Origin of the sequence: Undibacterium sp. WLHG33, from assembly GCF_049544815.1 — a bacterium.
Taxonomy (GTDB): domain Bacteria; phylum Pseudomonadota; class Gammaproteobacteria; order Burkholderiales; family Burkholderiaceae_D; genus Undibacterium.
In genome coordinates, this window is sequence record NZ_CP186697.1 from 415,359 (window position 1) to 431,606 (window position 16,248).

The window sequence follows — 16,248 nt, forward strand, 5'->3', positions numbered from 1 at the left end:
TTTGATAGATCTCCGCTATGTGATTTTGCTGTATGTATTATGGCGCTGGTCACCATAATTATTTTCAAGGCGTTTATACATCGACAAAGTATTGGCTGAGTAGTTCCATCTACATGTTTATTTCTCGCCTTTGGTATTTTTTCTGATTGTCTGTATGCAGTAAGTCAGTCTGAATCGTCTGTGAAATTCAACAAGTATGTTCGGATCTCAGGTTTTCCTCTGCTGGACATGAAAAATCCCGCTCCAGACGTTGCATCAGAGCGGGATTTTTTAACACCTGCGGTCAGGAATGACTGACCACTTTTTTAACTACGGTTATTGGTAATTAGCCACCAGCGTTGTACTGTTGACGGCTGCATAGGCGCTGACCAGAACATAGTATGTCGTAGCTGACGGTGATGCAATCGTCACAGTTTCGGTATTTGTGGAACCGGTTGATTTTGCTGTGTACGATGTCGTTGTCGGTGCTGTCGATGCTTTGACATAAAGATCGCCATCACCTGTACCGCCTGACAGTTTAAATGTCAGATTCGTGGCACCCGCAGGAACAACGATGGAATACAGTTTCGTCGCACCTTTGGCCAGTGTGATGCCGCTGACAGTCACGCCTTTCGTCAGAGGTGTTGCAGTCGGTGTTGTGCTTGCACAGCTGACGCCGACGCTGGCGAAAGCAGCAGTCACATCGGCAACGACATAGCCACGGTTAGTCGCTGCTTTTTCAACACCGCAGGCACCTTGATTAAATGTGCTGCTGGATGTCCAGTACAAACGGTTTGCATCCGCCATGACTTCAAATGCCTTGCGGGTATTCCAGCCGGCTGTGGTTGCCAGCAGGTAGAACGCTTTGTTATACACACCGCTTGAATAGTGAACGTCAAGGCTGCTCGTGTAGTTGCTCGCATTGGCAATCGAGCTGCCATCCAGTGGCGGATTGTACATGTAGCGCAATGCACCAGTCGCTTTGAAAATATCAGTACCGACTTTGAAGTCGTTTGTACCTTTCACAAAGTATTCAACGGCTTCACCAGCCATATCGGAGAACGCTTCGTTCATACCGCCGGACATACCGGAATACACCAGACCGGAGTTTTGCTCGGTAAAGCCGTGGCTGACTTCATGTCCGGTCACGTCGAGCGCTGTCAATGGATAGAAAGTGGATGCGCCATCGCCAAAGCTCATTGTGCTTCCATCCCAGAATGCATTTTCGTAGCTGGAACCGTAATGTACCTTCATCACCAGTTTCTGGCTGATGGGGCGCACGCCGAGATAAGTCTGGTACATGTTGAAGACCTGATTGCCGAAGTAATGCGCATCATTCATCGGCGAATAGCCACCGTTGACAGTCTTCACGGTATTTCTTGGGCAGGTGAACGAGTGCAAAGTACCAGAACCCGAAGTGGCATTGTTCATATTGTAGGTCGCAACATTGGTGCTGTTGAGCGTACAAGTGGAACCGCTGACCGTCACATCGAGGAAGCCATATCCTGCAGTTGTGCCATATTCATATTGCCCGGTTTTCGCATTGCCGCCAGGCCCTGTGCCTGATGTGACGTGAGTCAGACCTTCCCATTTTTCGACAACAACGCCTGTGTTCGCATCGATGATGAAGTGCGGACGACTGGGTTTGGCCGGATTGGTCGTATCAAGAAATGACACCAGGTAGACCAGCTTACCGACGTTATTCTCGTCAAGTTTCACAAACAGTTTTGCCTGTTCATTTTCAGTGCTGGATGCGCGGGCCTGGGTTTTTGCCAGAGTGACCGCCTGTGTTGTCGAATAGAACGGCTTTGCATTGGGAACGTCTTTAGCCAGATTGCTGATCAGATAGCCAGACAGGGAAGATTGCGCTGCCCCTGCATTGACATGCTCAACCACTGCTTCACCCCAGACCGGTACACCTTGATGAAATTGCTGGTAACGAGTAACAACGCGACCATTGGCATAAGTTTGGCTGCGTGCGGCTTGCAGTTCGCTCGTTGTTAAACCCAGTGTGCTATGGATACTCGGAGCACCTGTGCTTGCTTTCGATGTGACTGAGGACGATCTGCTGGCAGCAGATTGCGCAGTTGCCGAAGGAGTGAATTGCTCAAGATTGATTCTGTCTGCGGCGGAGGCACTCCATGCACAGGCGAGCAATGCTGCCATCATGGTTGGCCGGAACACTAAGCTGGTATTGAATTTACGTGTCATTTTTGTTTATCCCTAAATTGTTGTTGATGTTATTGAATCTGCTGCCTGGGGCGGCAGCTGAGAGTGGAACTTAAACAAACCAGATCAAAGCGGGAAAGCCAAGGTTTATGGCTTATCGCCCAGCGAAAACACTGTGATACATGCTAGCTATCTGACAATCTATTGCCCGAATAGCTATAAACAGTTAATCAGATAATTTGTGAAGGGAAAATGACAGTGTTGCGTATTTTCAATTATTTAAAAAAGTAAATTTTTTACCAACAGAAGAAAATTTCTTTTCAATTAATAATTATCAAACTTGCTTCAGTGAACTGAGGGCTGTACTAAGTAAATAGACATATCACATAAGAAATAGTTAAAAATATTTTTACTAAATATTATGTAATGAGAGGAGTGGGGATGGAGGAGGACTTGACAGAAAAGCCAATATGTTTAAATAACTTATACTGGAAGCGGGCGTGTTGATTCCGATCAGTAAAACCTCAGATTCGCCATATTTAAAAAAATTCCCCATGTTCAGAAAAAAATAACAAATATTTTTTCTGCATTGTGTTCGGTCATCATGCGTAAGTTGAGGATTCAGGCATGCTCGCCGCTATAACGATTTTGGTGCATGAAAATGCTACCGTCCTGTTTTGCAACGGAATTCTGAAAATACTTTTACTTAAGGATTGCGTGCGGTACGCACTGGTGCTGCAATATTCTGACGTATCCATTTCTGCATGTCCTGCCAGATCCGTTGTACCTCGGCTTCTGGTGGCATTTGCGTTGCATGAGGTAATTCTATGGTGACGACTGGAATGTCTTTATGCAGACCGCTGTAGTTTCCCAGTGACCCGGGATAAACGCCGACACGGTTATAAATCAGTCTGCCGAAGCGATTCGGTGGCATACTCGGACCATCAAAATCAAGTACACCATACGGCGCGTGAACAGAAATGATCACATCCGGTTTGTATTTTTCGATGGTGTCATACACCCAGCGACTTTCCGGTTCTGAGATTGGTGCTTTACCCGGATAGCGACGCGGGTCTTTTCTTGTTACGCGAGCCCAGTAGGCAGGCGCTTCTTTTTCCCATTCCGGGGTCGGGAAGTTCCGGTTCAGATCAATACCACGCGCGTTGACCCGGCGCGGCTTTGCAGCGAGCAAGCCATCAGGATTCACGACCGGCGCGATTTTCCAATGAAACTCGGTCACTTCATTTTTCTGGATATTCTCGAGCCACTTAAACACGATGGCCGATGCAGTCTGTTCGTCACCATGAATACCGCCAAGCATTAAGATTTTGATCGCGTGCGGATATTTGGTATCTGCACGTAAGTCACGCGACAGTAAGGGAAAACCATTGAGTGAATTTGCACCAGCCGGTATTAACTTACTCTTGAGGCAGTCATTAACATTGATCCCCGGTAATCTGAGTGCCAGCGGCGTGCACCAGTCTGTCGCAGTTTTTGTCTTGGGGATGGGCATCGCAAACGCAGAATGCAGAAGCAGAGCGGGTATCAGCATCGAACAGAGTTGTGCCGATTTTTTGCCGGGCGATGCAATGACTTTACTTTTCCATAAAAACCATTGCATCGCTACTTCAACTCCTGCTACAAAAATTACAGCCCTGCTGCAGCCCGCAAAATAGCTGCTTTATCAGTACGTTCCCAGGTGAACTCTGGCTCTTCGCGGCCGAAGTGACCGTAAGCCGCGGTCTTAGAATAAATCGGGCGTAGTAAATCCAGCATCTGGATAATGCCTTTCGGGCGCAGGTCGAAATGCTCATTGACCAGCGCGGCGATTTTTTCGTCAGGAATAACACCAGTACCTTCGGTATAGACCGTGACGTTCATCGGACGCGCAACACCGATCGCATACGCAACCTGAATCTGGCATTGACGCGCCAGACCAGCGGCAACTACGTTTTTCGCCACATAACGTGCAGCGTAAGCCGCAGAGCGGTCCACTTTTGTAGGATCTTTACCGGAGAATGCGCCGCCACCGTGCGGGCAAGCACCGCCATAGGTATCCACGATGATCTTACGACCGGTCAGACCACAATCGCCTTGCGGGCCACCGATTACGAAGCGACCGGTAGGATTGATCAGGTACTTGGTATCTTGCAGCCATTCTTTAGGCAGTACCGGTTTGATGATTTCTTCAATCACTGCATCGATGAAGGATTGCTTCATCTTAGTCGGTGTTTCACTTTGATCCGGGCTGTGCTGGGTCGAGAGCACGACTGTATCTATACTGTGTGGTTTGCCATCGACATAACGCATGGTGACCTGGGATTTCGCATCCGGACGCAGGAACGGCAGACGACCGTCTTTACGCAACTGTGCCTGACGTTCCACCAGACGATGTGCATAATAAATCGGCGCTGGCATGAGTTCAGGTGTTTCATCGCAAGCGTAGCCGAACATCAGACCCTGATCACCCGCACCGATATTCAGATAGTCATCGCTGGCGCGATCCACACCTTGTGCAATATCGTTACTTTGCTTGTCATAGGCGACCAGGACTGCGCAACCTTTGTAGTCGATACCATATTCGGTATTGTCATAGCCGATACGTTTGATCGTGTCGCGCGCCACCTGAATGTAGTCAATGTTGGCTTGCGTTGTAATTTCTCCGGCGAGAACAACTAAGCCTGTGTTCGTCAGCGTTTCAGCCGCAACGCGTGAGTATGGGTCCTGCTCGAGAATAGCGTCAAGAATTGCATCGGAAATCTGATCCGCGACTTTATCGGGATGTCCTTCAGAGACCGATTCTGAGGTAAAAAGAAAATCATTTGCCATCGCAGGCTCCTGTAAAAATGACCGTAAAAATTGTGCCGCAGTCGAAAAGAGATCCTGCGACGCTTTAGCGAATTTTATAAACCGCCTCGCAAGTTGTCTGTTAACTCGGCGGTAGCCTGCTGTCAGAACCTCAACAGCCAGCCAATGTGTGATATTTTACGCTCTCTATTCGATTTCTGTCGAATACCCCTCTTTTTTTTACCTATTCTTGAGCAGCGTCATGCTTGTCATTCTTTTCCGATTTTTGTCGATTTTCCCGCTTTCTGTACTGCATCTGATTGGCGCAGTATTGGGACGTATCGTGTATTTGTTGTCAGGTTCTTATCGTCGCCGTTTGCGGGAAAATCTGGAGCGCGCGGGATTTTCGGCGCATTTAAGCGATGCAGTCAAAGAGGCCGGAAAAAATATACTCGAGTTACCTTTTATCTGGTGCGCGCGACCTGACCGTGTTTTGCGTACTGCCCGTCTGGAAAACTGGGAATTGGTGCAACAGGCACTGGATGCGAAAAAAGGTGTGATTTTTCTGACCCCGCATTTAGGCTGTTTTGAAATTGTCGCGCAATCAATTGCAGTGCGCACCCGTTTGACAGTGATGTATCGACCACCACGTAAAGAGGCGTTGAAGCCTTTGATCGAAGGCGCCCGCGCGCGTGAGAATTTATTATTGGCCCCTGCCAATTTATCCGGCGTGCGGATCATGGCAAAAGCCCTAAAAAAAGGCGAAGCGATTGGTTTATTGCCGGACCAGGTACCGCAGGAAGGTGAGGGCGTGTGGGCAAGGTTTTTCGGCAAACCTGCTTACACGATGACTTTGTCAGCCAAGCTACACAGCATGAACGGTGCACCGATTATTCTGACGTATGCTGAACGTTTGCCACACGGTCGTGGCTATATCGTACGTTTTACGGCTTTTGAGGAAGAGCTGGGAAGCGATCCGGTACAACAGGCAGAAGCGATTAATCGCAGTATGGAAAAATTAATTGCACGCTCACCGGCGCAGTATTTCTGGAGTTATAACCGCTACAAAAAGCCGGATGGCGTCAGTGGTCCCGATGCTGATGTAACCGAGGGGCAGGCATGAGAGCAGTATTGCTGATGATGTGGTTATTGCATTGGTTACCGCTGCCAGTTCTGGGACGGTTGGGTGAAGGCGTAGGTAACATATTGTTTTCCCTGATACGCAAACGCCGCCATATTACCCTGACCAATTTGCGACTCTGTTTGCCACATCTGAGTGAGGCAGAAAGAGCGCATATCGCCCGCCAGCATTTTCAGATGTATGCACGAAGTGTTCTTGAGCGCGGTATTCTCTGGTGGGCGTCAGAACGTCGCCTGAAGCGTTTGATTCAGATTGAACCAGCCGTTCCATTGGATGTGATTCAACAGGGGCCGACGATACTGATGTGTCCGCATTTTGTCTGTCTGGATGTTGCTGGTGTTGCTGTGATGCTGGAGTCATCTTTATGCTCGATTTATACCGAGCAGAGAAATAAAGTGTTTGATCTCGCTTTGCGTCGCGGCCGTTCGCGGTTTCGTCCGGTGAAGTTATTTTCACGCGCCGATGGAGTGAAGCCGATTATCCGTGCGATGCATGAAGGGCTGCCTTATTTCATGTTGCCTGATATGGATTTTGGCAAAAAAAATGCCGAGTTCGTGCCTTTCTTCGGTGTGCCTGCCGCAACGCTGACGGCATTGCCCCGCCTTGCTGCATCGACCGGTGCAAAAGTGGTGCCGGTGATCGCGACCATGCTGCCAGATTACCGCGGATGGAAAGTCACTTTCCACGCACCGTGGGAGAATTATCCCGGTGAGGATATGATCGCAGCAACGCGTCAGATGAATGCCTTCATTGAACAGGAAATCCTGAAAGCGCCGGCTGAATATTTCTGGGCACACAAACGCTTTAAGACACGGCCGGAAGGTGGTGCCGGCGTGTATTGATGTTTTTTCTTATAGATTTCTTATGCTTATATAAACTTGGGAAAAAGCGGGTTGGCGCGTGCTGATTTACCTGGCACTAATATCTTGTGCGCCGGCCAAGGCGGAGCAGACGTTTGAACTACACCGCGAGCAAAATACGATATTTTTTAAAGGCAAAATTGAAAATGCGTCTGCGCGGGCTTTGATAGACCAAATTCATAGCGGTATCTCATCAATTGTTATCAGCTCTGAGGGGGGAAGCGTCAAAGATGCACTGGAAGTAGCCAGTGCAATTCGTAATCATCAGGTTACGTTACAGGTACAGGTACAGGTACAGGTACAGGTACAGGTACAGGATTATTGCTTATCTAACTGTGCCAATTATTTGTTTGTAGCAGCAGCGCAGAAAAAGCTCATGCCTGGCGCTGTGCTTGGTTTTCATGGCGGTGCACCAGATCCTGCGGAAAACCAGCTTCAGGCTGAGAGCGCGAAGAAAGGGCAGTTAGGATCTGAAATAGATAAGCTGGCAAATGATCAAGAGTTATTTTACCGATCAGTTGGTTTTGACCCGAGGTTGATACATATATCCGCTTTATTGACTATTGCGACTAGCTCACTCATTTATGAGTTAGAGTTTGATGATGATAAGCAAGTGCATACATTTACCAGCAAGGATGAATTGGCACGCTTTCTTAAGAAATCAATGGCGAATAGAAAATTTCAGCTCAAAGTTGTTCGACCTACGTCAAAAGTTTATTTTCCCAACGAGAGCATGCTGACGAAATATGGCGTTAAGGGCATCACAGATTATCCTTATCCGGCAGATCAGGCTGCGCTTGATGCGTTGGGTGAAGCACTGGGAATCGAGCTGATTGGTGATTTTGTTAAGTAAGAAACAGTCTGATTGACAATCGCTTTAGCCTGACTTTACAATCGCGGCACAGGTGCCAAGGGGCGCCTTCCCGCACAAGAGGCTCTCACCCTTTATCTTTGCAGCCATAGTATTAGTGTCGTTATTGACGATGCTGTTGCTGCCATCTTTTGATGTGATAAGCGAAATTCGTTTGACGTAGCGGGTCGTCAGATAACGAATCGGAGCTCATCATGTTGACCTTGTATATTTCTGCACTATTTCCTTTTACTGTCTGCCTTACTCAGGGAGCGCGGACATGAATGCTTTAATCAACGAACTAAAAACTCGCGCCCGTCTGTGGTTAACACTGCTACAAAACGACAATGCTAATGCGCACAAGCGTGCGCAGGTTCTTTGCCGCCAGCGGCGCTGGGATGTTCCTGACGGCTGGCAACTGCGCCATTGTTTTAATCTGGCCGCGGCGGATATTGGCTTTTCTCATTGGGAGCATGCACGCCACGTGCTGTCTGGTCAGGCGCAAGCGGGTGACGATATGGGGGATTTCTGGCATGGCCCGGAAGTTGCTGGTTTGAGTAACCTCTGGTATACCAATTACGCCGATGCAGAGATGCAACTGCAGTCCGATCCGCATCTCTGTTTGCTTCCTTACCGGCGGCAGTTTTTGCTGGTTAGTGCGTATTATCTGGAAGCACTGCAACTGGATCTGGATGCGGGTTTGTGGCATGGTCTGCAAAGAAATCTAATGCTGACGTATGCCAGTCCTGCGTGGCAAGCGCTGGCATTACAACGTTTACAAAGCAGTCGTGTTGACCGTTTTGCGCAATAGCGGAGTTGAACGTCAACCGCGTTAACAGGTGTTGAAAAATTTTATCCAGGTTTGAAAAATGGAAAATATTCAGCGATCCACATAAAAAAACGCCGGGGAATTACTCTCCGGCGTTCGTGCTTCGCAGACTTTGTAAACACAAAGGATTTACACTAAAAGTTCTTTTTCGTCAGGCAACAAGGTATTGGCTGGTAACGCCTGACCTTGTTTCAGTTGTTCGTAGTACGGTGCAAAATCTGTCGCAGTACCCTCAAATAATTCCTGAAAGCTATCGATGACAAAGTAGGTTTCCTGATATGTATCGATTTTATATAAGGTATTCAGACACCGTTGTATGTTCAGATGGATATGCCGCGAACTCGTGCCCGGTGTCAGGCAATATTCGACTTCACCACCGGAAGATAAAATACCTGCACCGTAAATACGTAAGCCTTGCGGGGTGTTGATCAGGCCAAATTCCACGGTGTACCAATACAGACGCGCCAGTTGTTCAAGACCACCCAGCTGCATCGCTTTTAAACCGCCTTTACCATACAACTGCATGTAATCGGCAAATACCGGATTGAACAACATGGGCACATGTCCGAAGAAATCGTGGAATACATCGGGTTCAACGATGTAATTGAATTCTTCGGGTTTGCGCAGCCAGACGGTGACCGGAAAGCGGCGATTGGCAAGGTGTTCAAAGAAGGTCAGTTCAGGAATCAGGCCGGGAACGGCGACGATAGTCCAGCCAGTTGCTGCAAATAATGCACGCGATGTTTTTTCAAATTCAGGAATGCCATCGGCTGCATTCATTTTATGTAAGGCATCAAGAAATTCGTCGCATGCGCGTCCCGGTAACAGCGACATCTGTCGTTGATATAAGGCGCGCCAGAGATCGTGTTCTGCCTCGGTATAAGCCTGCCAATGTTGTTTGACGACATAGTGCGAATCGGCATGTTCATAGTCACCGCGCAGTGCTGCTCCATGAGATTTTTCAGCGACAGTTGCCAGAAATTCTTCATTACTGACGGTCATATTGTTTGTGTTGATGTTGTCCATAGCTTGTCTCTCTTTGACAAAAGGCTGACCAGAAACCGGTCAGCCTTTTGAGGTCATTCACATCACATCCGTACAGAAATTTTATGCTGTCGCTTTGTCGTCTTTCAGTACTCCTCGACGGATCTGATCAAGCTCAATCGATTCAAACAATGCGCGGAAGTTACCCTCTCCGAAACCCTGATCGCCTTTACGCTGAATGATTTCAAAGAAGATAGGGCCGATTACTGTAGTCGTGAAAATCTGCAGTAATAATTCACGCGATGTTTCCGTGCTCTTGCCATCGATCAGAATCCGTAACTTGCGCAAGGCTTCCAGATTTTCGCCGTGGCCGGGCAGGCGACGATCAACCAGATCGTAGTAAGTGTCTATCGTGTCCTGGAATGCAACACCACTGGCTTTCATGCCGCTGACGGTTGCATAAACATCGTCTGTACCCATGGCAATATGCTGCACGCCTTCGCCCTGATACAGGTCGAGATATTCGGCAATTTGTGATTTGTCATCCGACGATTCATTGATAGGAATGCGGATTTTTCCGCAAGGGGATGTCATCGCTTTTGACTTGAGACCTGTGTGTTTGCCGGCGATATCGAAGTAGCGGATTTCGCGGAAATTAAACAGCGTTTCGTAGAAATCTGCCCATTCTTTCATGCGGCCTCGATGCACGTTGTGGGTCAGGTGATCGATGTAGGTGAGACCCAGTCCAACCGGATTGGAATCAACGCCCGGAATCGCAACGAAATCAGCATCATAGATACTGATATTGCCTATCGCGCCGGGTTGCGCGCCATCTTTACCGTGCCAGCGATCGACGAAGTAAATCAATGAATCACCGATGCCTTTGATCGCAGGAATGTTTAATTCCATCGGGCCGGTTTTATTATCAAAACCCCAGGCGCCTAATTCCAGCGCGCGTTTGTAGGCGGCATTAGCATCTTTGACGCGGAATGCGAAAGCGCATACCGACGGACCATGCTTGCGCGCAAATTTTTGAGCAAAAGAGTCTTTTTCAGCGTTGATAATGAAATTCACATCGCCCTGACGGTACAGCGTGACATCTTTGGTACGATGTTTTGCGATGGCGGTGAAACCCATCGTGACAAATAATTCGCCGAGTGCTTTCGGGTCTGGTGCCGCGTATTCGATGAATTCGAAACCATCTGTCCCCATCGGGTTTTCCCAAGTCTGGAAAGTCATGCATGTCTCCTGTATTAATTTGTCCGGGTCTGCATCAGCACGTCGTGACGCGTGTTTTGATGTAGGTCAAACCAGCAGTATAGTCGGGCAAATGCGCCATTAAATTTCAAAACAACCCAAGATATTTCCAATTTGAGCAATAATATGCCTTATTAAATTTTAATGTTGGCAGATAATGGCTGAAATTCCACTCGATAAAATTGACCGCAAAATTCTGGCGATCTTGCAGGCCGATGGTCGGCTCACGAATCAGGAGGTCGCAGAACGCGTCAATCTCTCGCCTTCACCTTGTTTGCGTCGGATCAGGCGACTTGAAGAGAGCGGGGTGATACGCAAATATGTGGCGTTGCTGGAGCCAGCAAAGATTGGTCTGGGTCTGCTGGCCTATGTGAATGTACGTCTGGAAAAACACAATGATCTGCCCGGGAAAAGCGGCTCACGCTCGCCGCGGGACGATTTTTCCGCCTCGGTGGGACAGTGGCCGGAAGTGGTGGCGTGTTACGCGATGACCGGGGAAATGGACTATTTATTGCGCGTCCATGTCGAAGACATGAATCATTTTTCACGCTTCATGATGGAAACCTTGTTACGCCATCCGGCAGTGCTGGATGTGAAATCCAGCTTTGCATTACAGCAGATTAAAGAGACGACGGCCATGCCCGTACTGGGCGTGGCCTGAAGCTGAATCAGCGTGTGCAAGAGGGAATAGTGATGTTATTTTTTTTCAGGATGGCCGTTCATACCCGGCAAGTGTCTGAGCCATTTCACAGCCGCGCGGGTATTGGCTTTGATGGAATAATCAATCGCTGCAACCTGTTCCTGCACGGCTTCTTTCAGCACACTGACAGCATCGGCTGGCAATAATTTCAGATAGGCGTCAGCCTCGCCGTATTCGCGCTGAATTTCCATGCCAGCTTTTTTTGCGATATGGATCATGGTCTGATTTGACGACAGGCAGTGCATATACAAAGTGTCTACATCAGCATTGCGGCAATGAATCGCGCCGCGTTCAAACAGTTTGGCGCCGACGCCTTTGCCGCGCGCTGATTTCGATACCGACACGCCGAATTCCGCGACCGTGTCTTTATCGGTAGCCTCATCTTTTTCACTGCGTGGCGCAAATGCCAGATGCCCGACGCCTACCAGACGGAAGTTATGGCTCAGTACGCCAAACACTTTATCCCGCGAAAAATCGATGCCGTTCACATATTTTTCTATCATGGCATCCGGCAGATAGGTACCGAAACGTAGTAAACGATCACTCTCTTCCAGTGCCAGAAAATGTTTCAGGATACGATGCCGGTCTTTTTCCGACAGCTCTTTGACATGAATCGTTGGCTTGCTGCTGCCGGAATGTTCACTGAAATTTATAGGAAAAATATCGGTAGGATTCATGATATGTCCTTACTGCAAAAGGAATTTGTGCAGCGCACAACGCATTGTAGGTGATCTGACCTGATTATTCCAGAAAACATTGTCAATGTGAGAGGGGAGATTCTTTTTTAATTTGTTGCACTGCCGCAATTCTGGCCTCGCGCATGGCGTCGGGAATGCGTTTGGGCTGATCTTTACATAGCTGTGCGATTTCACCGCCATTCACTTGCTGCGCTGCATTCAGCACTTGTTCTAAAAAGGCAGTTTGTGGAAATTCTTTATTTTCAAAACCTTGGCGACCAAAGCAATCACATTCGGCTGCGCGCAGCATCTCGATAAAACGTTGCGGTTTGCGGAAGGCATCGTTACGGGTCAGAAAATCGACGATAGTCGATGCACGCATTTCGAAAGCACGCCCGACATTGCCGTGATCACGTGCCGTCATATATGCCAGATCGCGGCAATCTGACGGTACTTTCAGGCGTTGGCAGACAATATCGACCAGCTTTGCACTGCGTTCCTCGTGACCGTGGTGTTTTGGCCAGAGTTCAGGCGGAGTCGTGCCTTTACCCAGATCATGCATCAGAGCAGCAAACCGGATAGGTAACGAATAACCCTGTTGTGCGGCGTAATCGACAACCAGCATGACATGCACACCGGTATCAATTTCAGGATGATGTTTTTCCGGTTGCGGCACGCCCCACAGCGCATCCAGCTCGGGCAGTAATCGTTTGAGAGCACCACAGGCGCGCAAGACTTCAAACATACGCGATGGTTTGACCTCCATCAGACCGCGCGCCAGCTCTTGCCAGACGCGTTCCGGCACCAGCGCATCGACTTCACCCGCTGCCACCATTTTTTGCATCAGGGCATTGGTTTCTTCCGCGACAGTAAAGTTGTGCGGCGGCAAGGCAAAGCGCGCCGCAAAGCGGGCAACCCGCAGTATGCGTACCGGGTCTTCTTCGAACGCGGCAGAAACATGGCGGAATACACGTCGCTGCAAATCCTGCTGACCACCATACGGATCGATGATATGACCATCGGCACCTTGCGCCATGGCGTTGATCGTCAGATCACGACGGATTAAATCCTGTTCCAGTGTGACGTTGGCATCGGTATGAAAAACAAAGCCTTTGTAGCCTGCGGCTGTTTTGCGTTCGGTGCGCGCGAGCGCATATTCTTCGTGGGTTTTCGGATGCAGAAACACCGGAAAATCTTTACCCACCGCCTGAAAACCATCCCGGATCATTTCTTCCGGCGTACTGCCGACGACGACATAATCCCGGTCCTGCACTGGCAGTCCCAGCAGGGAATCACGTACCGCGCCACCGACGATATAGGTTTGCTTTGCAGTCATTGCGTCGGGCGGGCATCGTGCCAGGGAGCTGATTCTGTTTCGGCGTTGGCTTCGCGTATCCATTGCGCGACTGCCGGGTGGGCGCAGACCCGGTCGGCATAGGCCTGCAGCGCAGGCGCGAGGGAGACGCCGTAGGTTTTAAAGCGCATCACAACCGGAGCAAAATACGCGTCGGCGATGGAGAAGTTGCCGAACAAAAATTCATGCGCGCCAAAGCGTGCAAGGCAATCTTCCCAGATTTCGCAAATCCTGCCTATGTCTGCCTGTGCACCGGGAGTATGGCCTTTGCCATGCAGCTCTGCGCGGATATTCATCGGCATGTCAAAGCGCAGCGAAGAAAATCCTGCATGCATTTCAGCGCAGATGCTGCGTGCAAATGCACGCGCTGCAGTGTCTTCGGGCCATAAATTCAGCAGCGTGAACTGTTCGGCTAAAAACTCGCAGATTGCCATTGAGTCCCAGACCGTAATATCGTTGGCAATCAGTACCGGTACTTTTCCGGCCGCCGAATATTCGGCAATTTTTGCCGTGGTATCGGGCTGATCGAGAGGAATACGGATTTCTTCAAACGGAATGCCAAAGGCTTTCATGGTCACCCAGGGGCGCATGGACCATGATGAATAATTTTTATTTCCTATCACCAGCACCATGCGGGAACGGCGTTCATCCATCAGCGCAGCCAGCGCGGGAAGCATTTCAGTATCTTGCATTATTTGTTGACTCATCAGGTATTTCGGCATCATTGGCAGACATGCCTTTAGGCACGACGATGCCGAGACGGGCTTTCAGTGATTGTGGTTTTTTTTCAAGCAAGGCCGCGTAATAAGTGGCATTGGACAGGACATTTTTGACGTAGCCACGGGTTTCCGCAAACGGAATGGTTTCAGCAAAAATGGCGCCTTCTACCGGTCGCGTCAGTTTTGCCCGCCATGCACGCGGACGCCCGGGACCGGCGTTATAGGCTGCAGACGCCAGTGCCTGTGAACCACCCAGATCGGTCAGCACCATATTCAGATAATTGGTGCCGAGCGCAATATTGGTGTCGATATCATTGACCTGTTCGGGGACAAAATTACCCAGGCCAATTTTTTTCGCAACATATCGTGCGGTCGCTGGCATGATCTGCATCAGCCCTGACGCGCCGACATGGGATTTTGCATGCATGACGAACCGCGATTCCTGACGAATCAGTCCATACACCCATGCCATATCGAGTCCGAGCGCCTGCGTGGTTTTATACATGCTGTCATTGAACGGAGTCGGGTAACGCTGGCTGAAATCGAATTCGCCCCGGGTGCGGTCGGAGGTATTGACCATGCGATCGAGCATATTATTTTTACGCGCCAGTTCTGCTGCAGCCAGATGCTGCCGCTCTGTCATTTTGCGTAATTCCCAGTTCCATTCCCGTGTGCCTTCGAGTCGCAGATTCATGGAATAAAATTTCAGCGCACGTTGTAAATTCGGATTGCGTTCCACCGCCGCCAGCTCCTCTGCCGTGACCGGTCTGGAAGTCAGGGGCACGCCGACTTTCTGACCGTTTTCTTCGAGCGCGAGTTGGCCATAGAAATGAATCTGATCGGCGATGCTGGCAAATAACTGCCGCGCTTCTTCATTTTTGCCTTCGGCTTTCAGCGCACGTCCCAGCCAGTAAATCCACGCTGGTTCATTTTTCAGCGCGGCAGGCATGAGTGCGATTGTTGTCTTAACGATTTTCCAGTCGCCTTCACGCAAGGCAGTACGCACCCGCCATTGGTAGGCTTCCTGTGACAAGGTGGCACCGTCCGCGCGCACCCAGTAGACCAGCGCTTCCGGTTCTAATTTCAGTGCCGACTGCAAGGCAATCTGTGCCCATGCGTTTGCTCTCTCTGTGTCATTGAGTTTGGCGCTGAAACGCGACAATTTTTCTGCGGCGTCTTCGGGATCAGATTTTGCTGCGCGACCCAGCGCGATGACGAATAATTCTCTGGAGATCCGGTTATTATCCGGCCCGGTTTTTAACAGACTCGCCGGTTTCTCCAGTGCCGCGCTGAGTTTTTTTTCCGGCAAATCCAGCAGTTTCCCCAGTCGCTGTGCCAGTGCTACGGCACCGTTTTCTGCTGCCATGCGTATCTGTGTCCATAAATCTGCCTGACTCAGCTGGCCGTTTGCCACCAGATAACTGACCAGACTGTGGCAGCCTTCGCCGTAATCACGCGGTGCATTCAGCAAGGCTTTAGCTTCGCTGGCGACTTTCTGCTGTTTATATGCTCTCGATAACAGCGCATAGCAACGTAACTGATTATCGTCAGCCACGACGAACTGCGGATATTGCTGATCAAAAATTTCCCACTCACCACGTTTGCCCAGCAGCAGCAGCCAGTCATTGCGCAAGCGGTCTGCGATCGCGCTGCCTTCGTATTTACTGAGGAATTCGCGGAATTCTGCATTGGACGCGCGCTGCAGATGTGAACGCAGGCGGTAGTAATCGACATACGACGGAATATCATATTGCGCGAGTGCCGGCGCATGTTGTTCGGCGCTTGCCGCATCTTCGTGCAAGCCCGCATCGCGTAAGGCCATAAAGCGGTCATCATCATTGATGAAACTCTTTTTGGGAGAGGCTGCATACGCACAGGGCAAAACACTTAAACCTGCTAAGATCACGAGGCTACACAGAGCTAATTTATTTTTCACAGACAT

At 49.6% G+C, this 16,248-nt stretch carries 14 protein-coding genes; 5 read left to right on the forward strand and 9 right to left on the reverse strand.

From position 1 onward, the window contains the following. Positions 1–315: 315 nt before the first annotated feature. From ACOTSW_RS01940 to metK, 3 genes are all read right to left on the reverse strand, one after another. Positions 316–2,190 carry a M4 family metallopeptidase gene (locus tag ACOTSW_RS01940; protein WP_423680709.1) on the reverse strand — a complete coding sequence of 625 codons (1,875 nt, stop codon included), beginning with the start codon at positions 2,188–2,190 and terminating at the stop codon, positions 316–318. 664 nt (positions 2,191–2,854) lie between these two features. Next, the gene (locus ACOTSW_RS01945; protein ID WP_423680710.1) at positions 2,855–3,769 is read right to left on the reverse strand and encodes a M14 family zinc carboxypeptidase; all 915 of its coding nucleotides are present in this window, start codon (positions 3,767–3,769) and stop codon (positions 2,855–2,857) included. A 26-nt stretch (positions 3,770–3,795) separates the two neighbouring features. Beyond that, positions 3,796–4,977 carry a methionine adenosyltransferase gene (gene metK, locus ACOTSW_RS01950; RefSeq protein WP_423680711.1) on the reverse strand — a complete coding sequence of 394 codons (1,182 nt, stop codon included), beginning with the start codon at positions 4,975–4,977 and terminating at the stop codon, positions 3,796–3,798. A 220-nt stretch (positions 4,978–5,197) separates the two neighbouring features. On the opposite strand from metK, the gene ACOTSW_RS01955 reads away from it, so the two are divergent. The 4 genes from ACOTSW_RS01955 (at position 5,198) to ACOTSW_RS01970 (ending at position 8,597) form a co-directional block, all read left to right on the forward strand. Then, a complete protein-coding gene (locus ACOTSW_RS01955) occupies positions 5,198–6,058 on the forward strand; it encodes a lysophospholipid acyltransferase family protein (protein ID WP_423680712.1) in 861 nt (286 codons plus the stop codon). Further along, complete coding sequence (locus ACOTSW_RS01960; protein ID WP_423680713.1) at positions 6,055–6,918, forward strand: lipid A biosynthesis acyltransferase; 864 nt, start codon at positions 6,055–6,057, stop codon at positions 6,916–6,918. Before ACOTSW_RS01955 ends, ACOTSW_RS01960 begins: the two co-directional genes overlap by 4 nt. A 58-nt stretch (positions 6,919–6,976) precedes the next feature. Beyond that, positions 6,977–7,789 (forward strand): hypothetical protein, encoded by an 813-nt coding sequence (locus ACOTSW_RS01965; RefSeq protein WP_423680714.1) that lies wholly within the window; start codon positions 6,977–6,979, stop codon positions 7,787–7,789. A 277-nt stretch (positions 7,790–8,066) separates the two neighbouring features. Next, positions 8,067–8,597 (forward strand): hypothetical protein, encoded by a 531-nt coding sequence (locus tag ACOTSW_RS01970; RefSeq protein ID WP_423680715.1) that lies wholly within the window; start codon positions 8,067–8,069, stop codon positions 8,595–8,597. Positions 8,598–8,744: 147 nt separating this feature from the next. Here ACOTSW_RS01970 and phhA read toward each other — a convergent pair whose 3' ends face one another. Next, positions 8,745–9,641 (reverse strand): phenylalanine 4-monooxygenase, encoded by an 897-nt coding sequence (phhA, locus tag ACOTSW_RS01975; RefSeq protein ID WP_423680716.1) that lies wholly within the window; start codon positions 9,639–9,641, stop codon positions 8,745–8,747. A gap of 81 nt (positions 9,642–9,722) precedes the next feature. Beyond that, on the reverse strand, positions 9,723–10,838 hold the full coding sequence (gene hppD / locus ACOTSW_RS01980; protein ID WP_423680717.1) for a 4-hydroxyphenylpyruvate dioxygenase: 1,116 nt from the start codon (positions 10,836–10,838) through the stop codon (positions 9,723–9,725). A 175-nt stretch (positions 10,839–11,013) separates the two neighbouring features. Here hppD and ACOTSW_RS01985 point away from each other — a divergent pair, with 175 nt between their 5' ends. Further along, a complete protein-coding gene (locus ACOTSW_RS01985; protein WP_423680719.1) occupies positions 11,014–11,517 on the forward strand; it encodes an Lrp/AsnC family transcriptional regulator in 504 nt (167 codons plus the stop codon). Positions 11,518–11,552: 35 nt separating this feature from the next. Here the strand turns inward: ACOTSW_RS01985 and ACOTSW_RS01990 are convergent, their stop codons facing one another. The 4 genes from ACOTSW_RS01990 to ACOTSW_RS02005 all read right to left on the reverse strand — a co-directional run bounded on the left by ACOTSW_RS01990 (position 11,553) and on the right by ACOTSW_RS02005 (position 16,248). Continuing rightward, a complete protein-coding gene (locus tag ACOTSW_RS01990) occupies positions 11,553–12,233 on the reverse strand; it encodes a GNAT family N-acetyltransferase (protein ID WP_423680720.1) in 681 nt (226 codons plus the stop codon). Positions 12,234–12,315: 82 nt separating this feature from the next. Next, positions 12,316–13,569 (reverse strand): multifunctional CCA addition/repair protein, encoded by a 1,254-nt coding sequence (locus ACOTSW_RS01995; protein ID WP_423680721.1) that lies wholly within the window; start codon positions 13,567–13,569, stop codon positions 12,316–12,318. Continuing rightward, positions 13,566–14,279, reverse strand: coding sequence for a glutathione S-transferase family protein (locus ACOTSW_RS02000; RefSeq protein ID WP_423682229.1), 714 nt, complete (start codon positions 14,277–14,279; stop codon positions 13,566–13,568). Before ACOTSW_RS02000 ends, ACOTSW_RS01995 begins: the two co-directional genes overlap by 4 nt. After that, positions 14,266–16,248, reverse strand: coding sequence for a transglycosylase SLT domain-containing protein (locus ACOTSW_RS02005; RefSeq protein ID WP_423680723.1), 1,983 nt, complete (start codon positions 16,246–16,248; stop codon positions 14,266–14,268). The genes ACOTSW_RS02000 and ACOTSW_RS02005 overlap by 14 nt, the downstream gene beginning before the upstream one ends.

Excerpts from the sequence above, each read along its gene's own strand:
- ACOTSW_RS01955 (WP_423680712.1), top strand. The coding sequence starts at position 5,198 with ATGCTTGTCATTCTTTTCCGATTTTTGTCGATTTTCCCGCTTTCTGTA.
- ACOTSW_RS01945 (WP_423680710.1), bottom strand. The coding sequence starts at position 3,769 with ATGCAATGGTTTTTATGGAAAAGTAAAGTCATTGCATCGCCCGGCAAA.
- metK (WP_423680711.1), bottom strand. The coding sequence starts at position 4,977 with ATGGCAAATGATTTTCTTTTTACCTCAGAATCGGTCTCTGAAGGACAT.
- ACOTSW_RS01940 (WP_423680709.1), bottom strand. The coding sequence starts at position 2,190 with ATGACACGTAAATTCAATACCAGCTTAGTGTTCCGGCCAACCATGATG.
- ACOTSW_RS01985 (WP_423680719.1), top strand. The coding sequence starts at position 11,014 with ATGGCTGAAATTCCACTCGATAAAATTGACCGCAAAATTCTGGCGATC.
- ACOTSW_RS01970 (WP_423680715.1), top strand. The coding sequence starts at position 8,067 with ATGAATGCTTTAATCAACGAACTAAAAACTCGCGCCCGTCTGTGGTTA.
- ACOTSW_RS02000 (WP_423682229.1), bottom strand. The coding sequence starts at position 14,279 with ATGCAAGATACTGAAATGCTTCCCGCGCTGGCTGCGCTGATGGATGAA.
- ACOTSW_RS02005 (WP_423680723.1), bottom strand. The coding sequence starts at position 16,248 with ATGTCTGTGAAAAATAAATTAGCTCTGTGTAGCCTCGTGATCTTAGCA.
- phhA (WP_423680716.1), bottom strand. The coding sequence starts at position 9,641 with ATGGACAACATCAACACAAACAATATGACCGTCAGTAATGAAGAATTT.
- ACOTSW_RS01990 (WP_423680720.1), bottom strand. The coding sequence starts at position 12,233 with ATGAATCCTACCGATATTTTTCCTATAAATTTCAGTGAACATTCCGGC.
- ACOTSW_RS01960 (WP_423680713.1), top strand. The coding sequence starts at position 6,055 with ATGAGAGCAGTATTGCTGATGATGTGGTTATTGCATTGGTTACCGCTG.
- hppD (WP_423680717.1), bottom strand. The coding sequence starts at position 10,838 with ATGACTTTCCAGACTTGGGAAAACCCGATGGGGACAGATGGTTTCGAA.
- ACOTSW_RS01995 (WP_423680721.1), bottom strand. The coding sequence starts at position 13,569 with ATGACTGCAAAGCAAACCTATATCGTCGGTGGCGCGGTACGTGATTCC.